The sequence below is a fragment of the Trinickia sp. EG282A genome, from assembly GCF_040965455.1.
In the GTDB taxonomy this organism is placed as follows: Bacteria; Pseudomonadota; Gammaproteobacteria; order Burkholderiales; family Burkholderiaceae; genus Trinickia; species Trinickia symbiotica.
Genome location: NZ_JBFRCC010000001.1, coordinates 274,024 through 291,077, shown reverse-complemented (window position 1 = coordinate 291,077; position 17,054 = coordinate 274,024). Strand labels below are relative to the sequence as shown.

Sequence of the window (17,054 nt, the reverse complement as noted above, 5' to 3'; positions counted from 1 at the left end):
ATATGCACAGATAAGCCCATGTCGTCGACATCTCCCTCCACTGCTCCCGCCGGCGGCACCGGCCTGGCGAGGCCTGGCACGCGCCCCATTCCGTGGATGCGCATTGCCATCCTCGTGGTCCTGATCGCGCTGGCCGGCGCGGCCCTGCGCTGGTACTTCGTCGGCCGCCTGATCGAGTCGACGGACGATGCCTACGTTGGCGGCGATGTCACGGTGATGGCGCCGAGAGTCAGCGGCTTTATTGCCGAAGTGCTCGTACAGGACAACCAATACGTGCACCAGAACGAGGTGTTGATCCGGCTCGATGCGCGCGATTATGAAGCACGCCTGGCGCAAGCCGATGCCGACATCGACAGCGCACGCGCCGAGCTCGTTCAGTGGCAGGCGAAGAAATCGCTGCAAGTCGCGACGATCGATCAGCGCGCCGCCGATGTGCAGGCCGCGCAAGCGGAGCTCACGCGCAGCGTGCAGGATCGGATGCGCTACCGCGCACTCGTCAAGGACGACGCCGTATCCGGCCAGGCGGCCGAGCGCGCCGATGCGGACGAGCGCAAAGCGCGCGCCGCCGTTGCGAGCGGCGCGGCGGCGCTCGTTGCAGCACAGCGCGAAATGCAAGTGCTCGACGCTCAAATCGCGGCGGCACGATCGCGCGTCGAAACGTCGGAGGCGGCTCGTCGCGTCGCCGCGCTCAACGTCGAATACACGACGATCCGCTCGCCCGTCGACGGTTACATCGGCAACCGCACCGCGCGCGTCGGCATGCTGGCCGGCGCCGGCACGGCGCTATTGACCGTCGTGCCGGCGAGCGGGCTCTGGGTCGATGCCAATTTCAAGGAGGATCAACTCAAGAAGATGCGGGCTGGCGATGCGGCCGACGTGACACTCGATGCATCGAGCGGAACGCTGCACGGCGTCGTCGAAAGCCTCGCGCCGGCGACGGGCGCGACGTTCAGCGTGTTGCCGGCCGAGAACGCGACCGGCAATTTCACCAAGATCGTTCAGCGCGTGCCCGTACGCATCCGCCTTACCGTTCCGCCGCCGATGCAAGGGACGTTGCGTCCGGGCCTCTCGGCGAACGTCGAAGTCCATGTCGGCGCCTCTCACGCGAAGGCTGCTTCGTAGTCCTGATCGAGTCACGTTAGAGAAGAGCCTGCTCATGAGCACCGTCACGCTGGCGCCGGCCACCGCCGCCCCGCTGAACCCCGCCGATTTGCCTGCGCGCACGAAGGTCCTGGCATTCGCGCTGATGTGTGTCGGCTTTTTCATGGCGACCCTCGACATCCAGATCGTCGCCTCATCGCTGCGCGACATCGGCGGGGGATTGTCCGCGAGCCAGGACGAACTCTCGTGGGTGCAGACGTCCTACCTGATTGCCGAGATCATCGTCATTCCGATGACCGGATGGCTCACGCGCGTTTTTTCGACACGTTGGGTCTTCACTTTTTCTTCGTTCGGCTTCACGGTGACGAGCATCCTGTGCGGACTCGCCTGGAACATCGAATCGATGATCGCATTCCGCGCGCTGCAAGGCGCACTCGGCGCAGCGATGATTCCGACGGTGTTCACGACCGCGTTCGTGCTGTTTCCACCACGCCAGCGACTGATCGCGTCGACGACGATCGGTGCGCTGGCCACGCTCGCGCCGACGATCGGTCCGGTGATCGGCGGCTGGATTACGTCGCAGTGGTCATGGCACTGGCTCTTCTACCTGAATCTCGCGCCCGGCATCGCGGTCACGCTCTTCGTGCCGCGCTTCGTCGACTTCGACCGCCCCGACCTCACGCTCGCGAAACGAGGCGACTACTGGGGCATCGCATTGATGTCGGGCTTTCTCGGCTGCCTCGAATATGTGCTCGAAGAAGGGCCGCGAAAGAACTGGCTCGGCGACGACCTCATCGTGGCGTGCGTATGGATCGCCGCAATCTGCGGTTTCCTTTTCATCGTCCGTGCGCTCACGGCCAAGGAACCGATCGTCGATTTGCGCGCGCTTGCCTTACGCAATTTCGGCATTGGGAGCCTCCTTTCGTTCGTCACCGGCACCGGCATCTTTTGCACTGTCTTTCTGACGCCTGTCTTTCTCGGACGCGTACGCGGCTTCGATTCGCTGCAGATCGGCTTGGCGCTGCTGTCGGTAGGCTGCTTTCAGATACTCGGCCTCGTCGTCTATTCGCTGCTTGCGCGCATCGTCGATATGCGCATGCTCCTCGTCTTCGGACTCGTCTGCTTCGGCGTGGGATGCTATCTCTACGTCCCGCTCACGAGCGACTGGGGCTGGCAGCAACTACTGCTGCCGCAAGCGTTGCGCGGGATCGGTCAGCAGTTTTGCATTCCGCCGATCGTGACGATGGCGCTCGGCTCACTGCCGCCACCGCGGCTTCGTTCCGCAAGCGGGCTTTTCAATCTGATGCGCAATCTCGGCGGCGCCATCGGCATCGCCGTTGCGAACACGATGCTCAATGACCGGCTGAACCTGCACTACGAACGCCTTGCGGAGCACGCAAGCATCGGCAGGCCCGTCGTCGAAGGACTGATGCAACGCGCGACAGACGTGCTCGGCGCCACGGGGCAGACGATCGACGCATCGAAGGCCGGTCTTGCCCTGCTGCACGAAACGCTGATGCGCCAGGCGCTGACGCTGACGTTCTCCGATACGTTTCTCGCGCTTGCCTTGTGCTTCATCGTCGCGCTCGTCGCGGCCGCTTTCGCGAAGCCGTTCGGCAATACCGCGCCCCCTCCCGATGCGCACTGAGTCATACCCATGTCAGGTCCGGAAACTATGAAGTCGATCCTCGCCGCCACGATTACCTGCCTCGCCGCACTCGGCATCGCCGGCTGCGCGGTCCCGCCCGCTCAGCATGCCGATCTCGTCACGAAGGTCGCCAAAGTCGCGCCCGACGCGTGGCGCGAGCCGGCGCCAACTGACAGCATTGATGCAGACGTCTGGTGGCAGCAGTTCGGCGATCCTGTCATGCACGACCTCGTAGCCTCGACGCTGCATGGCAATCTCGATCTGCAGGCGGCCGGCGAGCGCGTCCGGCAGGCTGAGGCGCTCGAGCGGCAAGTCGATGCCGCGCGCAAGCCCGAGCTCGACGCCACTGCGCAAGCAGCGTACGTCAGGCAGAACACACCGCCGCCGCTCGGCTACGTTAAAGAAGCCGGCGCCGGTCTCGCGTTGACGTGGGAACCCGATGTGTTTGGCGGCCAGCGCCTCGCCGTGCTCGCTGCCCAAGCTCGCGTGAGCGGCAGCCGGCAAGCGCTCGATGCACTGCGTCTCGCGCTCGCAGCCGATACGGCCGCTGCCTACATTGATCTGCGCTGGCAACAAAACGAGCTGCAAATCTTGTCGGATCAGCAGAGCAGCCGAGGCCGCGAGCTCGCATTGACCGAGGAGCGCCTTCGATACGGGCTCTCGACGCGGCTCGACGTCGAGCGTGCTCGCGGTCAACTCGAAGACATCCGGGCGCAGATTCCGCGCGCACAGGCCCGCGTCGCGCAGCAACTGCATTTGATTGCGGTGCTGGCGGGACGCCCTCCCGAAAGCGTCGACGCGCTGCTCGAGAGTCCGACGCCGATTCCCGTCCCCGCACAGCAACTGCCCGGGACGCTGCCCTCCCAGGCGTTATTGCGCCGGCCCGACGTCCTCGAGGCCTACGCGACGATCGAACAGCGCGCGGCTGAAGTCGGCGAGGCGCATGCCGCGCGTTATCCGCACTTCAACCTGAGGCTGACGGACGGACTGCTGGCTTCGTCGTACCTGGGTCTCCCAACATTGACGGACAATCTTTTCAGCGCCGCGCTCAACGCGGCGAGCCCGATCTTCGACGCGGGCCGAATCCAGGCCGGTATCGACGCGAATGAAAGCCGCATGCGGGAATCCGAGCTGGCACTGCACCAGACGATGCTCGAAGCGTTGAGGCAAATCGAAGATGCGCGCAACGATCTGGTCAGCGACGATGCCGAGGCCGCACGCTTGGCCGACGCCCTCCAAGCCTCCGATCACGCGCTGCAACTTTCGGATCGCCTCTACCGCGGCGGCGCGGCGAATTTCCTCGACGTGCTGACCGCCCAACAAGCCAATCTCGCCGACGCTCAATCGCTGAACGCGGTGAAACGAGCCCATGCGCTCGCGGCCGTCACGCTTTACCGCGCGCTTGGCGGCGGATGGAGCACGCAAGCGTCTGAGGACGACATCAGCCGCGCAGCACTTTTGACCAAGACGCCGCCCCTCGTCCGTTGACCATCGTCAAGCGCACGCCGGGCGCCTACGCGGCACTCAAACCCGCGCGATAGCGGAATCGGCGACCTTGAACACGGCGACAGCGTCTCTCAAGCCTGCCGCCTGCTCCGAAAGCGACTGCGCCGCCGCGGCGGCCTGCTCGACCAACGCCGCATTCTGCTGCGTGACTTCGTCCATCTGATTGACGGCGCGATTCACCTGCTCGATGCCGCGGCTTTGTTCCTCGGAGGCCGCGGCGATTTCGCCGACGATATCCGCGACCTGCTGAATGGCTTGCTTGACCTGCCCAATCGCGTCGCCGACCTCGGTGGCTTGCTTAGCGCCTTCCTCGATCGTCGATACCGAGGAATTGATCAGCTCCTTGATTTCCTTGGCTGCAGCGGCCGAGCGCTGCGCGAGACTGCGGACCTCGCCCGCCACGACGGCGAAGCCCCGGCCCTGCTCGCCGGCTCGCGCGGCCTCGACGGCCGCGTTTAGCGCAAGAATATTCGTCTGGAACGCTATACCTTCGATGACGCCGGTAATATCGGAAATCTTGCTGGAACTGCCGCTTATCCGCTCGATGGTCCCGAGCATTGCCTGCATCGATTCATTGCCAGCGCCGGCCATGTCGGTGGCGCGAACCGCGAGCCCGTTCGCCTGGCGCGCATTGTCGGCGTTCTGCCTCACGGTCTCTGTCAATTGCACCATGCTCGACGCCGTTTCTTCGAGGGAGGCGGCCTGCTCTTCCGTTCTCGCCGAAAGATCGGCGTTCCCGCTCGCGATCTGATTCGAAGCTGTCGCAATGCTGTCCGTGCCCAGACGGATCCGGCTAACGGCGGCCTGAAGCTTCTCGCGCATCAGCTGCATCGAGTGCAGCAGGCTGCGTTCATCTCGTCCCTCGGAGGCGATAGATACCGACAAATCGCCCTGCGCGATTTGCGCGACGACGCCCGCCGCATAATCGGGCTCACCGCCGAGCTGTTTGCAAATGCTCCCGGCGATCGCGATCGACATGGCGATCGACAGCGCCACAGCAAGCGCCGACAGACTCAACAGAATGTTTCGGCCGGCGCGATATGCACGATGCGCCTCCGCCCCACTCTCCGAAAGTGCTTTGACTTCATAGTCACGGAATTGCTTGAGCAACGAAGTCCAGCGGCGCATGGCAGGCGAGAGTTCGTTCGTCAGCGCGGCAACGGTCGCCGGGTCGTGCGCGAGGCCCAGTGCAGCAACCTTTTGCAGGAGAGGGAGTCCTGCCGCTTCCGCATCGGCAAGCTGCCGGACGAACCCGCGCTCACTCTCGTCGGTGGCGGGGTCCGCATTGAACTTTTCCGCAACCTTCTTTTCGGCCGCCTGATACTTGGTGATGCTGTCGTCCAATCGTTGCTTATCGACGGCCGCACTCGCGGCGTCGCCCGCAAGCATAAGATCTTGCACTGCGCTCCTCGCATCATCGAGGTATATCTGCGCATCGGCGATAAGATTCACTTCGGGCGCATTGAAATCGACTGCGTTCGTGATTTCGCCGTCCATCGTGCCAAGCCTCATCAAGCCGATCGCAGTAATGAAGAAAAGCGCGATTAATACGATGCCGAAGCCCAACCATAGGCGTGTGCGGACTTTGAGAGCGGAGATGCGCATGCTGGGAACGAAATCGGGTAGAAGGCTCGACACACGGCGTCCCGCTTTCGGCGAGGATAGGCACGCGGGACAAGAGGCACTGAACAGCGAACGAGGTTCACCCGCAATATCGGCAAAAAAGGGAAGTTTTTGATAGTCGGCCGGGATCAGGATTTCCTGAATCCCTTGTAAGCAAACCTCGCAGTCACGTCAATTTGAGTGCAATTACACCGAGCAAGATAACGACGGAAGCAATAGGTCGGCCATATCCGGGCCGCTCTTTCAACAGGAAAGCCGAGATCGCCGTGCCGAAGAGAATGGCCGTCTCGCGCAAGGCGGCGACCATTGCGATGGGCGCGCGCGTCATCGCCCACAGCACGAGCACATAAGCGCTCAGCGTGCAAGCGCCACCGGCCAATGCGAGGTACCACCGTGCGCCGATGTAAGCTCGCACGTCGCCTTTGCGGCGCACGATTGCCCACGCGAGCAGCGATGGTCCGGTGAATAGGAACATATACATGGTGTAGGAAACCGGATGCCCGGACAGTCGTGCACCCGTCCCATCGACGAGCGAATAGACGGCGATCACGAGCGCGTTGGCAAGGGCGAGGCGAGTCGTCTCGATCGTACTGCGGCCTCCCGGATTCGCGAGCAATAGTCCGAGCACTCCAGCACATATCAACAAAATGCCGCTCCACTCACCGGCCGAGAGATGCTCGCCAATGAGCGGGCCGCTGAGCAACGCAATGACGAGCGGAGGCGTTCCGCGCATCAACGGGTAAGCGTGGCCCATGTCGCCACTGCGATACGCCGCGCCGATCAAGGCGAAATAGACGATATGAATCGCTATCGATGCCGCGATGTAGGGCCAACTGCGCGGCGCCGGAAACGGAAGGAACGGAAGCGCGATTGCGCAAAGCACGGCTGCCCCGCAGGTGACGAGCACGATGTCGAGAAGTTTATCCGGGCTGGACTTCACCACCGCGTTCCAGCTCGCATGCAGAAAAGCGGCGAAAAGCACCAACAGCATGACGTTCGTCGGCATCGATCGATTCTCCTGATCTCCGACCAGAATAACGATGTTGTTGCTCCGAGACAAACGAGATCAATTGCGCACTCGGAACAGAAAAACTCTCACGAATGCGAAACGCAGTGCCGCCCGTTCAACGCGTAGCCGGGCGCTCTTATCACCATCTCTGCTAAGCGTTGCAGATTTGCTTCGTTGTTTGTGCCTGTCGGCGCACCTATAGTCAACGGCTCTATCCCTCGAAACTCCGCAGCCATTCACCCGAAGGACCTGCCGTGACCACCGCCCATGCTGACGACGCGGCGCTGATGCACCGTATCGACATCCGTCCATTCGACGCGCCGCTCGGCGCCGAAGTCATCGGCCTCGACCTTAGCCGCCACCTCGATGCGGACGATTTCGCGCGCATACACCGGGCACATCTCGAACATCACGTTCTCGTCTTTCGCAATCAACGAATCACGCCGGGCCAGCAGATCGCGTTCAGCCGTCGCTTCGGCCCGCTGCAAGTGCACGTGCTGCATCAGTTCCATCTCGAGGGGCATCCGGAGATCCTCGTCGTCTCGAACATCGTCGAAAACGGCAGACCGATCGGTCTCGGCGATGCCGGCCACTTTTGGCATTCGGATCTGTCCTACAAGGAGCGGCCGAGTCTCGGCTCGATGTTGCACGCCCAAGAGTTGCCCGCCGAAGGCGGCGACACGCTCTTCGCCAACATGCACCTCGCATGGGAAACACTGCCCGAGGCGCTGCGCCAGGCGGTCGAAGGCCGCTTCGCCGAGCATACCTATCTCGCCAAATACGAGACGCTGCGCCATCTCAGCCCGTGGCGGCCCAAGCTATCGGAAGATCAATTGGCGCAGGTCAAGCCCGTCGTGCATCCGGTCGTCCGAACCCATCCCGAGACGGGACGCCGCGCGCTCTTCGTCAGCGAGCATTTCACGACTCGCATCGTCGGCCTGCCGCAAGACGAGAGCGACGCCCTCCTGCAAGCACTCTTCGCCCACAGCACGCGAGCCGAGCACATTTATCGCCACCGGTGGCAACCGCACGATCTCGTGTTCTGGGACAACCGCTCGCTGATGCATCTGGCGGCCGGCACGCCCGATCACCTGCGGCGGAAACTCCATCGCACGACCATCGAAGGCGACGTGCCGTTCTGAGCGCGCATCGCCCGCGTTTTTGGGGAGCTTCTCTTAATGACGTTTTTCCGCGCCACGCGTGCCGCTCGCTTGCGATTCCGGCACCGCACCGCTCGCTTCACCACCTTCTTAGCGGCCATCGCGTTCGGCCTTGCCACGTGCGGCGCTCCGATCATTGCTCACGCCGAAGGGACGCTGCGTATCGCCGACCAATATGGGGTGGTCTACCTGCTGCTCAACGTCGTGCGCGATCAGCAGCTCATCGAAAAGGAAGGACGTAAAGAAGGGCTCGACATCAAAGTCGAATGGACTCAGCTCTCCGGCGGCGCAGCCATCAATGACGCGCTGCTGTCCGGCGCGATCGACATCGCGGCGGCCGGCGTCGGGCCGCTCCTGACGGTATGGGATCGCACGCACGGCAGACAGAACGTGAAAGGCGTCGCGTCGCTCGGCAATCTGCCCTACTACCTGGTGAGCAATCAGCCGCGCGTACGCTCGATCGCCGACTTCACCGACAAGGACCGCATCGCGGTGCCCGCGGTGTCGGTTTCCGTCCAGTCGCGAATTCTGCAGATGGCCGCGGCGAAGCGCTGGGGCGACGGCGCTTACGACCGGCTCGACAAGCTCACGCAGGCGATTCCGCACCCCGACGCAACGGCCGCCATCGTCGCGGGCGGCACCGAGATCACGGGCCATTTCGGCAATCCGCCGTTCCAAGAGCAGGAGCTCGCGGGCAATCCGTCTGCTCACATCGTGCTGAGCTCCTATGAGGTGCTCGGCGGCCCGAGCTCGGCCACCGTGCTTTACGCGACGGAAAAATTCCGCGAGTCGAACCCGGAGACGTATCGCGCATTCGTCGCGGCGCTCTCCGACGCGGCGAAGTTCGTCACCGCTCATCCCGACGACGCGGCGGACATCTATCTGCGCGTCACGCATTCGAAGACGGACCGGGCGTTGCTTCTGAAGATCATCCGCGACCCTCGAGTGCAATTCACGATCGTGCCGCAGAACACGTTCCCGCTCGCACAGTTCATGCACCGCGTCGGCGCGATCCGCAACGAGCCCAAATCATGGAAGGACTACTTCTTCGACGATCCGGCCATCGCGAACGGGAGCTGAGAAGCATGGCCGCGAACCCCTCGACACTAGCCGAGCGGCGCGCATGGCACGACGGCGCGCGATCGTCGCTCGCAAGCGCGCGCCTGCTGCGCGTCGCCGACCTGACGCTCGAATATCGGGTTCGCGAACGCGTCGTTCGCGCTACGCAGCAAGTCAGCTTCGACGTCTACGAGCGCGACCGCTTCGTGCTGCTCGGGCCGTCCGGCTGCGGCAAGTCGACGCTGTTGAAGGCGATCGCGGGTTTCGTGACGCCCGCGTCGGGCAGCATCGAGCTGGACGCGCAGCCCATTCACGGGCCAGGCCCCGATCGCGTCGTCGTATTCCAGGAGTTCGACCAACTCCCGCCTTGGAAGACGGTGCTCGAGAACGTCGCGTTTCCGCTGCGCGTTGCGAAAAAGCTGTCGCGCGCCGAAGCGAAAGAGCGCGCCGCGCACTTCCTCGAGAAAGTCGGCCTTGCCGACTTCGCCAAAGCCTATCCGCTTACGCTCTCGGGCGGCATGAAGCAACGCGTGGCAATCGCGCGCGCGCTCGCCATGCAGCCGCGCGTGCTGTTGATGGACGAGCCCTTTGCGGCACTCGATGCGCTGACGCGCCGCCGCATGCAGGAAGAACTGCTGCGGCTCTCGGATGAGGTGCATTTCACGCTGCTCTTCGTGACGCATTCAATCGAGGAAGCATTGATCGTCGGCAATCGGATCCTGCTGCTCTCGCCGCATCCCGGGCGCGTGCGCGCCGAGCTCAACAGCCATCAGTACGCTCAGCAAAGCGTCGGGCGCGACGACTTTCAGGAGGCCGCCGCACGCATTCATCGCCTCTTGTTCGAAGACGAAACGAAGGTCTCATGAAACGCGAATCCTCGCTACAGTCGACGAGCTCTGCCGGAGCGTCCGTGCAGACGTTGCCGCTGCCACCGGTGCGGGCCGAATATGAAGTGCCGCTCGCGCCCGTCGCAAGCGGGAACGGCGATGCGCCGCTACCGTTGGCCGAGCGGGTTTTTTCGCAGACTTGGCTGCGAAAAAGCATGATTGCATTGCTGCTCCTCGCCGCTTGGGAAATTGCGGCGCACTTGGTGGCGAACGATCTGCTGCTGCCGACGTTCAGCGCCACGCTGCTCGCATTCGTGCAAGGCATTGTCAGCGGCGAACTGCTCATGAGGACCGCTGCCTCGATGTCGGTGCTCTTGCGCGGCTATTTGCTCGGCGTCGCCCTCGCCTTCGCGCTGACCTCGCTCGCGGCGTCGACGCGCATTGGCCGCGACCTGTTGACGATGTTGACGGCGATGTTCAATCCGCTGCCGTCGATCGCGCTGTTGCCGCTCGCCCTGCTCTGGTTCGGGCTCGGTACCGGTAGCCTGCTGTTCGTGCTCGTGCATGCAGTGCTATGGCCGCTCGCGCTCAACACCTATGCCGGTTTCCAGTCAGTACCGGCAACGCTGCGGATGACCGGACGCAACTACGGGCTCAGAGGCCTGCGCCAGGTTGTGCTGATCCTCGTGCCGGCGGCATTGCCGGCCATCATCGCGGGCCTGCGCGTCGGCTGGGCGTTTGCATGGCGCACGTTGATCGCCGCCGAGCTCGTTTTCGGCACGAGTTCCGGCAGCGGCGGCCTTGGCTGGTACATCTTCCAGAATCGCAACGAACTCTACACGGATCGCGTCTTCGCCGGGCTTGCCGCCGTGATCCTCATCGGCCTTATCGTCGAACATCTCGTCTTCGACGTGCTCGAACACCTGACGGTGCGGCGCTGGGGTGTTCAGCACTGAGCCATCGTCCATCTGGCACGTCGACTACCTTATCGATGAAAAACAATCCTTCGTTGTCCGAACCGATCGATTCGCAGTCCCAATCGATTCCCGCGTCGCCGCGCCGGCGGCGGATGATCCGAGAGCTGGCCGGCGGTGTTGCCAGCGGATTGGCCGCCACGTTGCTGCCGGCACGTGGCGCGTGGGCTACCGGCGCATCGGAACCGATCGCGCCGCGCTCCCCCGACGTGCCGCTCGCTCCGGATCCCTGGACGCTCGAGCCCGGTGCGCCGCTCTTGTCGCCGCCCTACGGCCTCCCGGGGCCGTTCGAACAGGACGTGATTCGACGCGCGGCGCGTCCCGCGGCGATGCCGGGTTCCGGCTCCTCGCAAACGCCGCTCGCCGATCTTCATGGCAGTATCACGCCGAACGGACTCGTCTACGAACGCCATCATGCGGGCGTTCCGCGTATCGATCCCGACCAGCACCGGCTCCTCGTCCACGGCCTCGTCCGCGAGCCGCGCATCTTCACGATCGACGATCTGCTTCGCTTTCCTTCGGAGTCGCATGTCTACTTCCTCGAATGCTCGGGAAACACGGCGAGCGAGTGGAAGGGGCCGAGCGGTCTTCCCGTGCAGTTCACGCACGGCCTGCTTTCGTGCTGCGAGTGGACCGGCGTGCGGCTTTCGACGCTGCTCGACGAGACCGGACTCGACGCCTCGGCGAAATGGGTGCTCGCAGAAGGTGCGGACGGCGCGGCGATGACGCGCAGCTTACCGATCGATCGGATCGCCGAGCGCGCGCTTGTCGTCTATGCGCAAAACGGCGAACGACTGAGGCCGGAAAACGGCTATCCGCTGCGACTCATCGTGCCGGGATTCGAAGGCAACACGAACGTCAAATGGCTGCGTCGCCTCAAGCTGATGGACGCGCCCGAGATGACGCGAGAGGAAACCTCGAAATACACGAGTCTCTTGCCGAACGGCTGCGCTCGCCAGTTCGTGTTCGAAATGGATGCGAAATCGGTGATCACGCGACCGTCGCCGGGGCATCGCCTCACCACACGAGGTTACTACGCCGTGAGCGGCCTTGCCTGGTCCGGGCGCGGCCGGATTCGTGCCGTCGAGGTGTCCGCTGACGGCGGTGCGACCTGGCTTGCGGCCAGGCTCGTCGGTCCCGTGCACGATCGCGCGCTGACGCGCTTTGAAGCGGACTGGCGTTGGGACGGCGGACCCGCGACGCTGCAGAGTCGAGCCATCGACGAAACCGGCTACGTACAGCCAACGCGCGAGGCACTCGTCGCCGCTCGCGGGCTCAACAGTTACTATCACTACAACGGCATCCAACGCTGGCGCATCGACGCAAATGGGGAGGTGCGGAATGCGTAAGGCGCTTGCATTGGTCATCAGCGCGCTCGCCTGTCAGGTGCCGACAGCTAGCGCGGAGTACGGGCTCGGCGCGCCCATCGCGGCATCGGCCCTGGCGCGGTGGAACATTGACATCGCCCCGGACGGGCGCGGTTTACCCGCCGGATCGGGCACCGTCGCGGCGGGCAAGCAGATTTTCGCGGCGAAATGCGCGGCCTGTCACGGCCAGACCGGAGAAGGAGGCATCGGCGATCCGCTCGTCGGCGGCGCCGGCTCGCTGACGAGCCTTAAGCCGCAGAAGACCATCGGCAGCTATTGGCCTTACGCGACAACGCTATTCGACTATATCCGTCGCGCGATGCCCTATAACGCACCGCAATCGCTCACGGCCGACGAAGTCTACGCGCTCAGCGCCTATCTGCTCCATCTGAATGGGATCGTCCCCGAGCAGGCCAGGCTAGATGCAAAGTCGCTGCCCAAGGTTCGCATGCCGAATCGAGGCGGGTTTGTGTCTGATCCGCGGCCGGGCGCCATGTAACAAGCTCGCCCCAAAGGGCGCCCGTGCTCGACAAAGAACTGGAGCAGAGCGGCATGCCCAATCTTAGATAGCCAAGGTCTCCTCCGTTTTGGCGTTCACGGGCCATTCGAGCGCGTCCAGAAAATGCCGCACGCCCGCGCTTTGCGCGCGTGCCCGCCACATCACGTGGACATCGACCGTCAGCGGCAGCCAGTCGAGCTTCTTGAAGACGATGCCGGGCGGATTCATTCGCTGCATGCTCGCCTGCATCGCCGCGAACCCGAGCCCGGCGCTGACGAGACCGAGCGTATTGGCCACCTGCGCGACTTCGAACTGAATATCCGGCGTGAAACCCGCCGACTTGCATGCCGCGAGAAACCGCTCGCGCGCGGCCGGATTGTTCTCTTTCGGTATCGCGATCCATGGCGCCCTATCGATATCGCGCGCCGTCACGGCCTTTTTCCTCGCGAGCGGATGATCGTCCGCCATGGCGAGCACGAACGGCTCGCTCGTCAGCAGCCGGCTTGCGAGAAGTTCGCTTCGATGCGACGGGTTGTAGACGAACGCTACGTCGATGACCGAGCGCTCGAGCGCTTCGGCCTGTTCGCCCGAACGCATCGTGGTGAGCTTCAACCGCGCGCGCGGATAGGCCGTCCGAAACCTCCGCAATGCGGCCGGCAAGCGCCCATTGTGAACGACACCCTCGCAATAGCCGATCGATACCGAGCACATGTCGCCGCGCCCGACCTCGCGTGCTCGCTCCTCGACTCGGCTCGCCTGCGCCACCAGGTCGCGCGCCTCGACGAGAAACTCACGGCCCGCCGGAGTCAGACGCACGCGTTGTTTGACGCGCTCGAACAACTGCAGGCCGAGTTGCGCTTCGAGCAGGCGAATCTGCCGGCTCAACGGAGATTGCGAGATATGCAGCCGCTCGGCGGCACGCCCCACGTGCTCCGTTTCCGCCACGGCGATGAAATAGCGAAGTTGCTGCAGCTCCATGTTGAGACCTGTCTTAGCAGATATGCGACAAATTAAGTCTTGGACAGCATTATACCGAGCCACTAATCTCACGTCTTCCGGAGCACTCGTTTCGCGGCCCGAGTCCCTGCACCAGCGTGCCGCGCGATTGCAGTCGACTCATTCTCAGGTCGTCCGCGAGACGGACGAAACGAACATGCAAAGTGACCACGTCATCGACAGACCGCGATTTGCCATCCCGCACGGCATTTTGCTCACCACGCTCGTTCTGCTCAGCGCGAGCGGCTTATTCGCTTCCGACATCAACCTGCCCGGCATGGCGCTCGCCGCTCGGGCGTTCGATGCGCCGATGTCGGCGTTGCAGCACACGTTCAGCGTCTACGTGATCGGGCTCGCCATCGCGCAGGCCATTTATGGCCCGCTTTCCGATGCATACGGACGTCGCCGTCTCGTCATCGGCGGCATGGCGCTTTACACGGCGGCCTCGATCGCCTGCGCGCTCGCGCCGAACGTCACGGCCTTCGGACTCGCGCGTATCGTCCAGGCGTTGGGCGCCGGCGCGGGAATGGTGATCGGGCGCGCGATCATCAGCGACCTCTTCGATACGAAAACCGCGGCGCGCATCTTCACGACGATCATGCCGATCGTCGGCGCCTCTCCAGCGCTCGCGCCGCTCGTAGGCGGATACCTCACGACCTACATCTCGTGGCGCGCTCCGTTTTACTTCACGGCGCTCATCGGTGTGGCGGCAGTGCTGCTCCTCGCCTTTTATATTCCCGAGACAGCGCCGGCCACGAAGCGGCGCAGTAGTGTGCTTGCGACATTCGCGACTTACCCTATGCTGCTCGAGCAACCGCGGTTTTGGGCGTACGCCGTGAACCTTTGCGTCGGCTACGCTGCTTATCTCGCGTATCTCGCGGCGTCGCCCGTGATCCTGGAAAGCATGGGGCTATCGACGAAGTCGATCAGCTATTGCTACATCAGCCTTTCGGTCACCTATATCGCGGGCAACCTCGTCTCGCGCCATTTCGCGCGGCATCATCCGCTGAACCGGCTGCTTGCCGTCGGCTTCGTTCTGCTCGCGCTCGGCGCCGCTTGCGTGGCAGCGCTCGCTATCCACGGGGTGGCGACGCCGCTGCCGATGATTCTCGTCATATCGGTCATTACGCTCGCCAACGGCTTCCTGCTCCCGCTCTCATTCGCGGGGGGCGTCACGAGCTTTCCCGCCAGCGCGGGCGCGGCATCGGGATTGATGGGAGCGATGCACTTGACAGCCGGGTCGCTCGCGATCTCGGCCATCGCCTCGCTTCCCGGCACAGTGGCGTCACTGAGCGCATTCGAGGTTTGCGTGGCGGTGCTCGGCTGCGTGGCGTTCCCCGCTTTCCTCAGGCTCGCGAACAAGCCGCGAGTGGTAGAGCGGGTTGCCTGCCCCACGCAGTGATAGGAAGAAAGCGCCCCAGGGGAAAGGGAACCGTAATCGCGCTTTGCTAGCATTCACGCTCTTCTGTATTCTTGAATTCCAAGGAAGAGCCCATGAAGCAAGTCATCCTCGCGATCGCTGCACTGACCGTCGTTTTCGGCACCGTCTCACAGGCATTCGCCTACGACCATCATCATCGCGTTTGCCATCGGGAGCGCGTTCACCACCATTGGGTGAAGCGCTGCCGTTGAGCTCCGCGAACGGCTGAAGCGATGCAGCAGCCGCTCGACATTCACCAGTAGCGGCGGGCGATCTTCGTCGCGATCGCCCGCCGTGAGCGGCATTCACGTTGCAGCCGATGAAAGGTGCAGAACTTCGTCGAGCCACGCTTCGTCGCAATTCGGCCCTTCGCCGCCGCGGTCGATGACGATGAAATCGCTGACCCGCTCCAGTGCAAGGAGCGGATGATGCCAAACGCCCTTCGCGTAGTTGACACCCTGCCAACCGCGCGTGACGAACGCGCGCAACTTGGCGGGATCGAGCGGCCCCGCCGGCGCAACGACGACCAGAAACGGCGTATCGGCGAGCGGAATGAAAGCTTGCGAGCCGAGCGGATGCCGCTCCATCATCCGGATCTCGACGGGCGAAGTCCGCGGCTCGCCGCGAAGCAGACTGACGAGCGGGCGCCCTCCGTCATCCCCCACATCGATGCGCGCGAGGTCGTGGAACCGCTCGGTCGTCCCGAGATTGATCGGGAAATGACGAGCCCCTTTCAGTTCGATCACGTCGCCGAACGGTTCGAATGCTTGCCGCGTAAGCGGCTCGACGGGCAGCGTTTTCATCGTTGAGGAGTTCCGAACAACCGCAGGCGCGAGACGCCGCCGTCGGGAACGATGTTGAAGCGGACATGGGTGACGGCGCCAAGCGCCGCCAATTCGGCCACGAACGTGTGAACGTGATCCATCTGCAGCTTCTGCTCGGGCAGCAACACCGGCCAGAACATCGACTGCGTGATCAACGATTCGTCGGTCCCGCCCGCCACATAGGCCGCCTGCAGCGAGCAGCGGTCCGGATAGTTGCCCTTGAAGTGCGCCGTGTCCACCTCGATCCTGCCGATCTCGCCCGCGTGAGCGAGCGCCACGATGCACCAGTCATTGCCGGGCTCGCGCCTGCGCCGCGTTTCCCAGCCGTCGCCCATATTGACGCCGCGCCCCGGCATCAGCAGATTCGACGCCAGACCGAAATGCTGATTGTTCGCCGCAACCACGTAGGCGCCATGTTCCATCGCGGCAAGGTCCACGACCGAATCGCGCCCGGCTCTGCTCCAGTCGACCTGCGGTGCGCCGTACACGCGTAGCCGCGCGAGACCGCCGTCCGGATACAGATTCACGCGCACGTGCGTGAAGGTCCGTGCATCGTCGATGGCGTGGTAATGGTGCGAATTGCCCTGCAAGGCGACCGAAGAAAGAACGTCGACCCACTGCGTTTCTGAACTCGGCGCACCGCTTTCGACATAGGCGGCCTCGATCGATGCGGCGGGTGGGAAGTTGCCGGTGAAATGACTCGTATCGAGATCGAAGCCTTTGATGACGCAGGGCCGCGCAAGCTCGACGATGCACCAGTCGAAGCCGCACGTGCGCTTGCGGCGCGTCTCCCAACCGTCCATCCACTTGCCGTGATCGTCGTATTTGCCGGGAATGAAGACGGCCGGCTCCGGGTTGAGCATGCGCTCCTTGGGTGCAAAAAACTCGTCGCTGGCTTCGAGCGCTTTCGCACCGAAACGAGGGTCGGCCAGGTTGACATAGCGACGGGTGAAGTCGGGGGCCGTGGGGTCGAGGATCGGAATAGCCATGATGTCGGGATAGTTCGGAGTACTGGATAACGGAACGAATGAAGGAATCGCT

General features: G+C 63.7%; 16 protein-coding genes. 11 read left to right on the top strand and 5 right to left on the bottom strand.

The annotated features are described in order from the left end of the window. Window positions 1-18 precede the first annotated feature (18 nt). The 3 genes from AB4Y31_RS01355 (at window position 19) to AB4Y31_RS01345 (ending at window position 4,237) form a co-directional block, all read left to right on the top strand. Window positions 19-1,122 carry an HlyD family secretion protein gene (locus AB4Y31_RS01355; RefSeq protein ID WP_368672374.1) on the top strand — a complete coding sequence of 368 codons (1,104 nt, stop codon included), beginning with the start codon at window positions 19-21 and terminating at the stop codon, window positions 1,120-1,122. A 124-nt stretch (window positions 1,123-1,246) separates the two neighbouring features. Next, on the top strand, window positions 1,247-2,749 hold the full coding sequence (locus tag AB4Y31_RS01350; protein ID WP_368673417.1) for a DHA2 family efflux MFS transporter permease subunit: 1,503 nt from the start codon (window positions 1,247-1,249) through the stop codon (window positions 2,747-2,749). Window positions 2,750-2,776: 27 nt separating this feature from the next. Continuing rightward, window positions 2,777-4,237, top strand: a complete 1,461-nt coding sequence (locus AB4Y31_RS01345) for an efflux transporter outer membrane subunit (RefSeq protein WP_368673416.1) — start codon at window positions 2,777-2,779, stop codon at window positions 4,235-4,237. A 36-nt stretch (window positions 4,238-4,273) separates the two neighbouring features. Here AB4Y31_RS01345 and AB4Y31_RS01340 read toward each other — a convergent pair whose 3' ends face one another. Then, the gene (locus tag AB4Y31_RS01340; RefSeq protein WP_368672373.1) at window positions 4,274-5,860 is read right to left on the bottom strand and encodes a methyl-accepting chemotaxis protein; all 1,587 of its coding nucleotides are present in this window, start codon (window positions 5,858-5,860) and stop codon (window positions 4,274-4,276) included. Between the two features lie 184 nt (window positions 5,861-6,044). Then, window positions 6,045-6,884 (bottom strand): DMT family transporter, encoded by an 840-nt coding sequence (locus tag AB4Y31_RS01335; protein ID WP_368672372.1) that lies wholly within the window; start codon window positions 6,882-6,884, stop codon window positions 6,045-6,047. A 290-nt stretch (window positions 6,885-7,174) separates the two neighbouring features. On the opposite strand from AB4Y31_RS01335, the gene AB4Y31_RS01330 reads away from it, so the two are divergent. Genes AB4Y31_RS01330 through AB4Y31_RS01305 form a run of 6 tightly spaced genes read left to right on the top strand, consistent with a single transcriptional unit; the run spans window position 7,175 to window position 12,773 of the window. Then, window positions 7,175-8,029 carry a TauD/TfdA dioxygenase family protein gene (locus AB4Y31_RS01330; RefSeq protein WP_368673415.1) on the top strand — a complete coding sequence of 285 codons (855 nt, stop codon included), beginning with the start codon at window positions 7,175-7,177 and terminating at the stop codon, window positions 8,027-8,029. Between the two features lie 36 nt (window positions 8,030-8,065). Continuing rightward, entirely contained in the window at window positions 8,066-9,127 is a 1,062-nt protein-coding gene (locus AB4Y31_RS01325) for an ABC transporter substrate-binding protein (RefSeq protein WP_368672371.1), read from the top strand. Window positions 9,128-9,132: 5 nt separating this feature from the next. Continuing rightward, a complete protein-coding gene (locus AB4Y31_RS01320; protein ID WP_368672370.1) occupies window positions 9,133-9,972 on the top strand; it encodes an ABC transporter ATP-binding protein in 840 nt (279 codons plus the stop codon). Continuing rightward, window positions 9,969-10,889 carry an ABC transporter permease gene (locus AB4Y31_RS01315; protein ID WP_368672369.1) on the top strand — a complete coding sequence of 307 codons (921 nt, stop codon included), beginning with the start codon at window positions 9,969-9,971 and terminating at the stop codon, window positions 10,887-10,889. Before AB4Y31_RS01320 ends, AB4Y31_RS01315 begins: the two co-directional genes overlap by 4 nt. Before the next feature lie 35 nt (window positions 10,890-10,924). After that, window positions 10,925-12,256: a sulfite dehydrogenase gene (gene soxC / locus AB4Y31_RS01310; RefSeq protein ID WP_368672368.1), complete on the top strand. Its 1,332-nt coding sequence runs from the start codon at window positions 10,925-10,927 to the stop codon at window positions 12,254-12,256. Further along, on the top strand, window positions 12,249-12,773 hold the full coding sequence (locus AB4Y31_RS01305; protein WP_368672367.1) for a c-type cytochrome: 525 nt from the start codon (window positions 12,249-12,251) through the stop codon (window positions 12,771-12,773). Before soxC ends, AB4Y31_RS01305 begins: the two co-directional genes overlap by 8 nt. A 63-nt stretch (window positions 12,774-12,836) precedes the next feature. On the opposite strand, the gene AB4Y31_RS01300 is transcribed toward AB4Y31_RS01305, so the two are convergent. Further along, window positions 12,837-13,751 (bottom strand): LysR substrate-binding domain-containing protein, encoded by a 915-nt coding sequence (locus AB4Y31_RS01300; protein ID WP_368672366.1) that lies wholly within the window; start codon window positions 13,749-13,751, stop codon window positions 12,837-12,839. 175 nt (window positions 13,752-13,926) lie between these two features. On the opposite strand from AB4Y31_RS01300, the gene AB4Y31_RS01295 reads away from it, so the two are divergent. After that, the gene (locus AB4Y31_RS01295; protein WP_368672365.1) at window positions 13,927-15,171 is read left to right on the top strand and encodes a multidrug effflux MFS transporter; all 1,245 of its coding nucleotides are present in this window, start codon (window positions 13,927-13,929) and stop codon (window positions 15,169-15,171) included. Between the two features lie 92 nt (window positions 15,172-15,263). Further along, window positions 15,264-15,401: a hypothetical protein gene (locus AB4Y31_RS01290; RefSeq protein WP_368672364.1), complete on the top strand. Its 138-nt coding sequence runs from the start codon at window positions 15,264-15,266 to the stop codon at window positions 15,399-15,401. A 93-nt stretch (window positions 15,402-15,494) separates the two neighbouring features. Here AB4Y31_RS01290 and AB4Y31_RS01285 read toward each other — a convergent pair whose 3' ends face one another. After that, on the bottom strand, window positions 15,495-15,992 hold the full coding sequence (locus AB4Y31_RS01285; RefSeq protein WP_368672363.1) for an ureidoglycolate lyase: 498 nt from the start codon (window positions 15,990-15,992) through the stop codon (window positions 15,495-15,497). Further along, window positions 15,989-17,002 carry an allantoicase gene (alc, locus tag AB4Y31_RS01280; RefSeq protein WP_368672362.1) on the bottom strand — a complete coding sequence of 338 codons (1,014 nt, stop codon included), beginning with the start codon at window positions 17,000-17,002 and terminating at the stop codon, window positions 15,989-15,991. Before alc ends, AB4Y31_RS01285 begins: the two co-directional genes overlap by 4 nt. Between the last annotated feature and the right edge of the window lie 52 nt (window positions 17,003-17,054).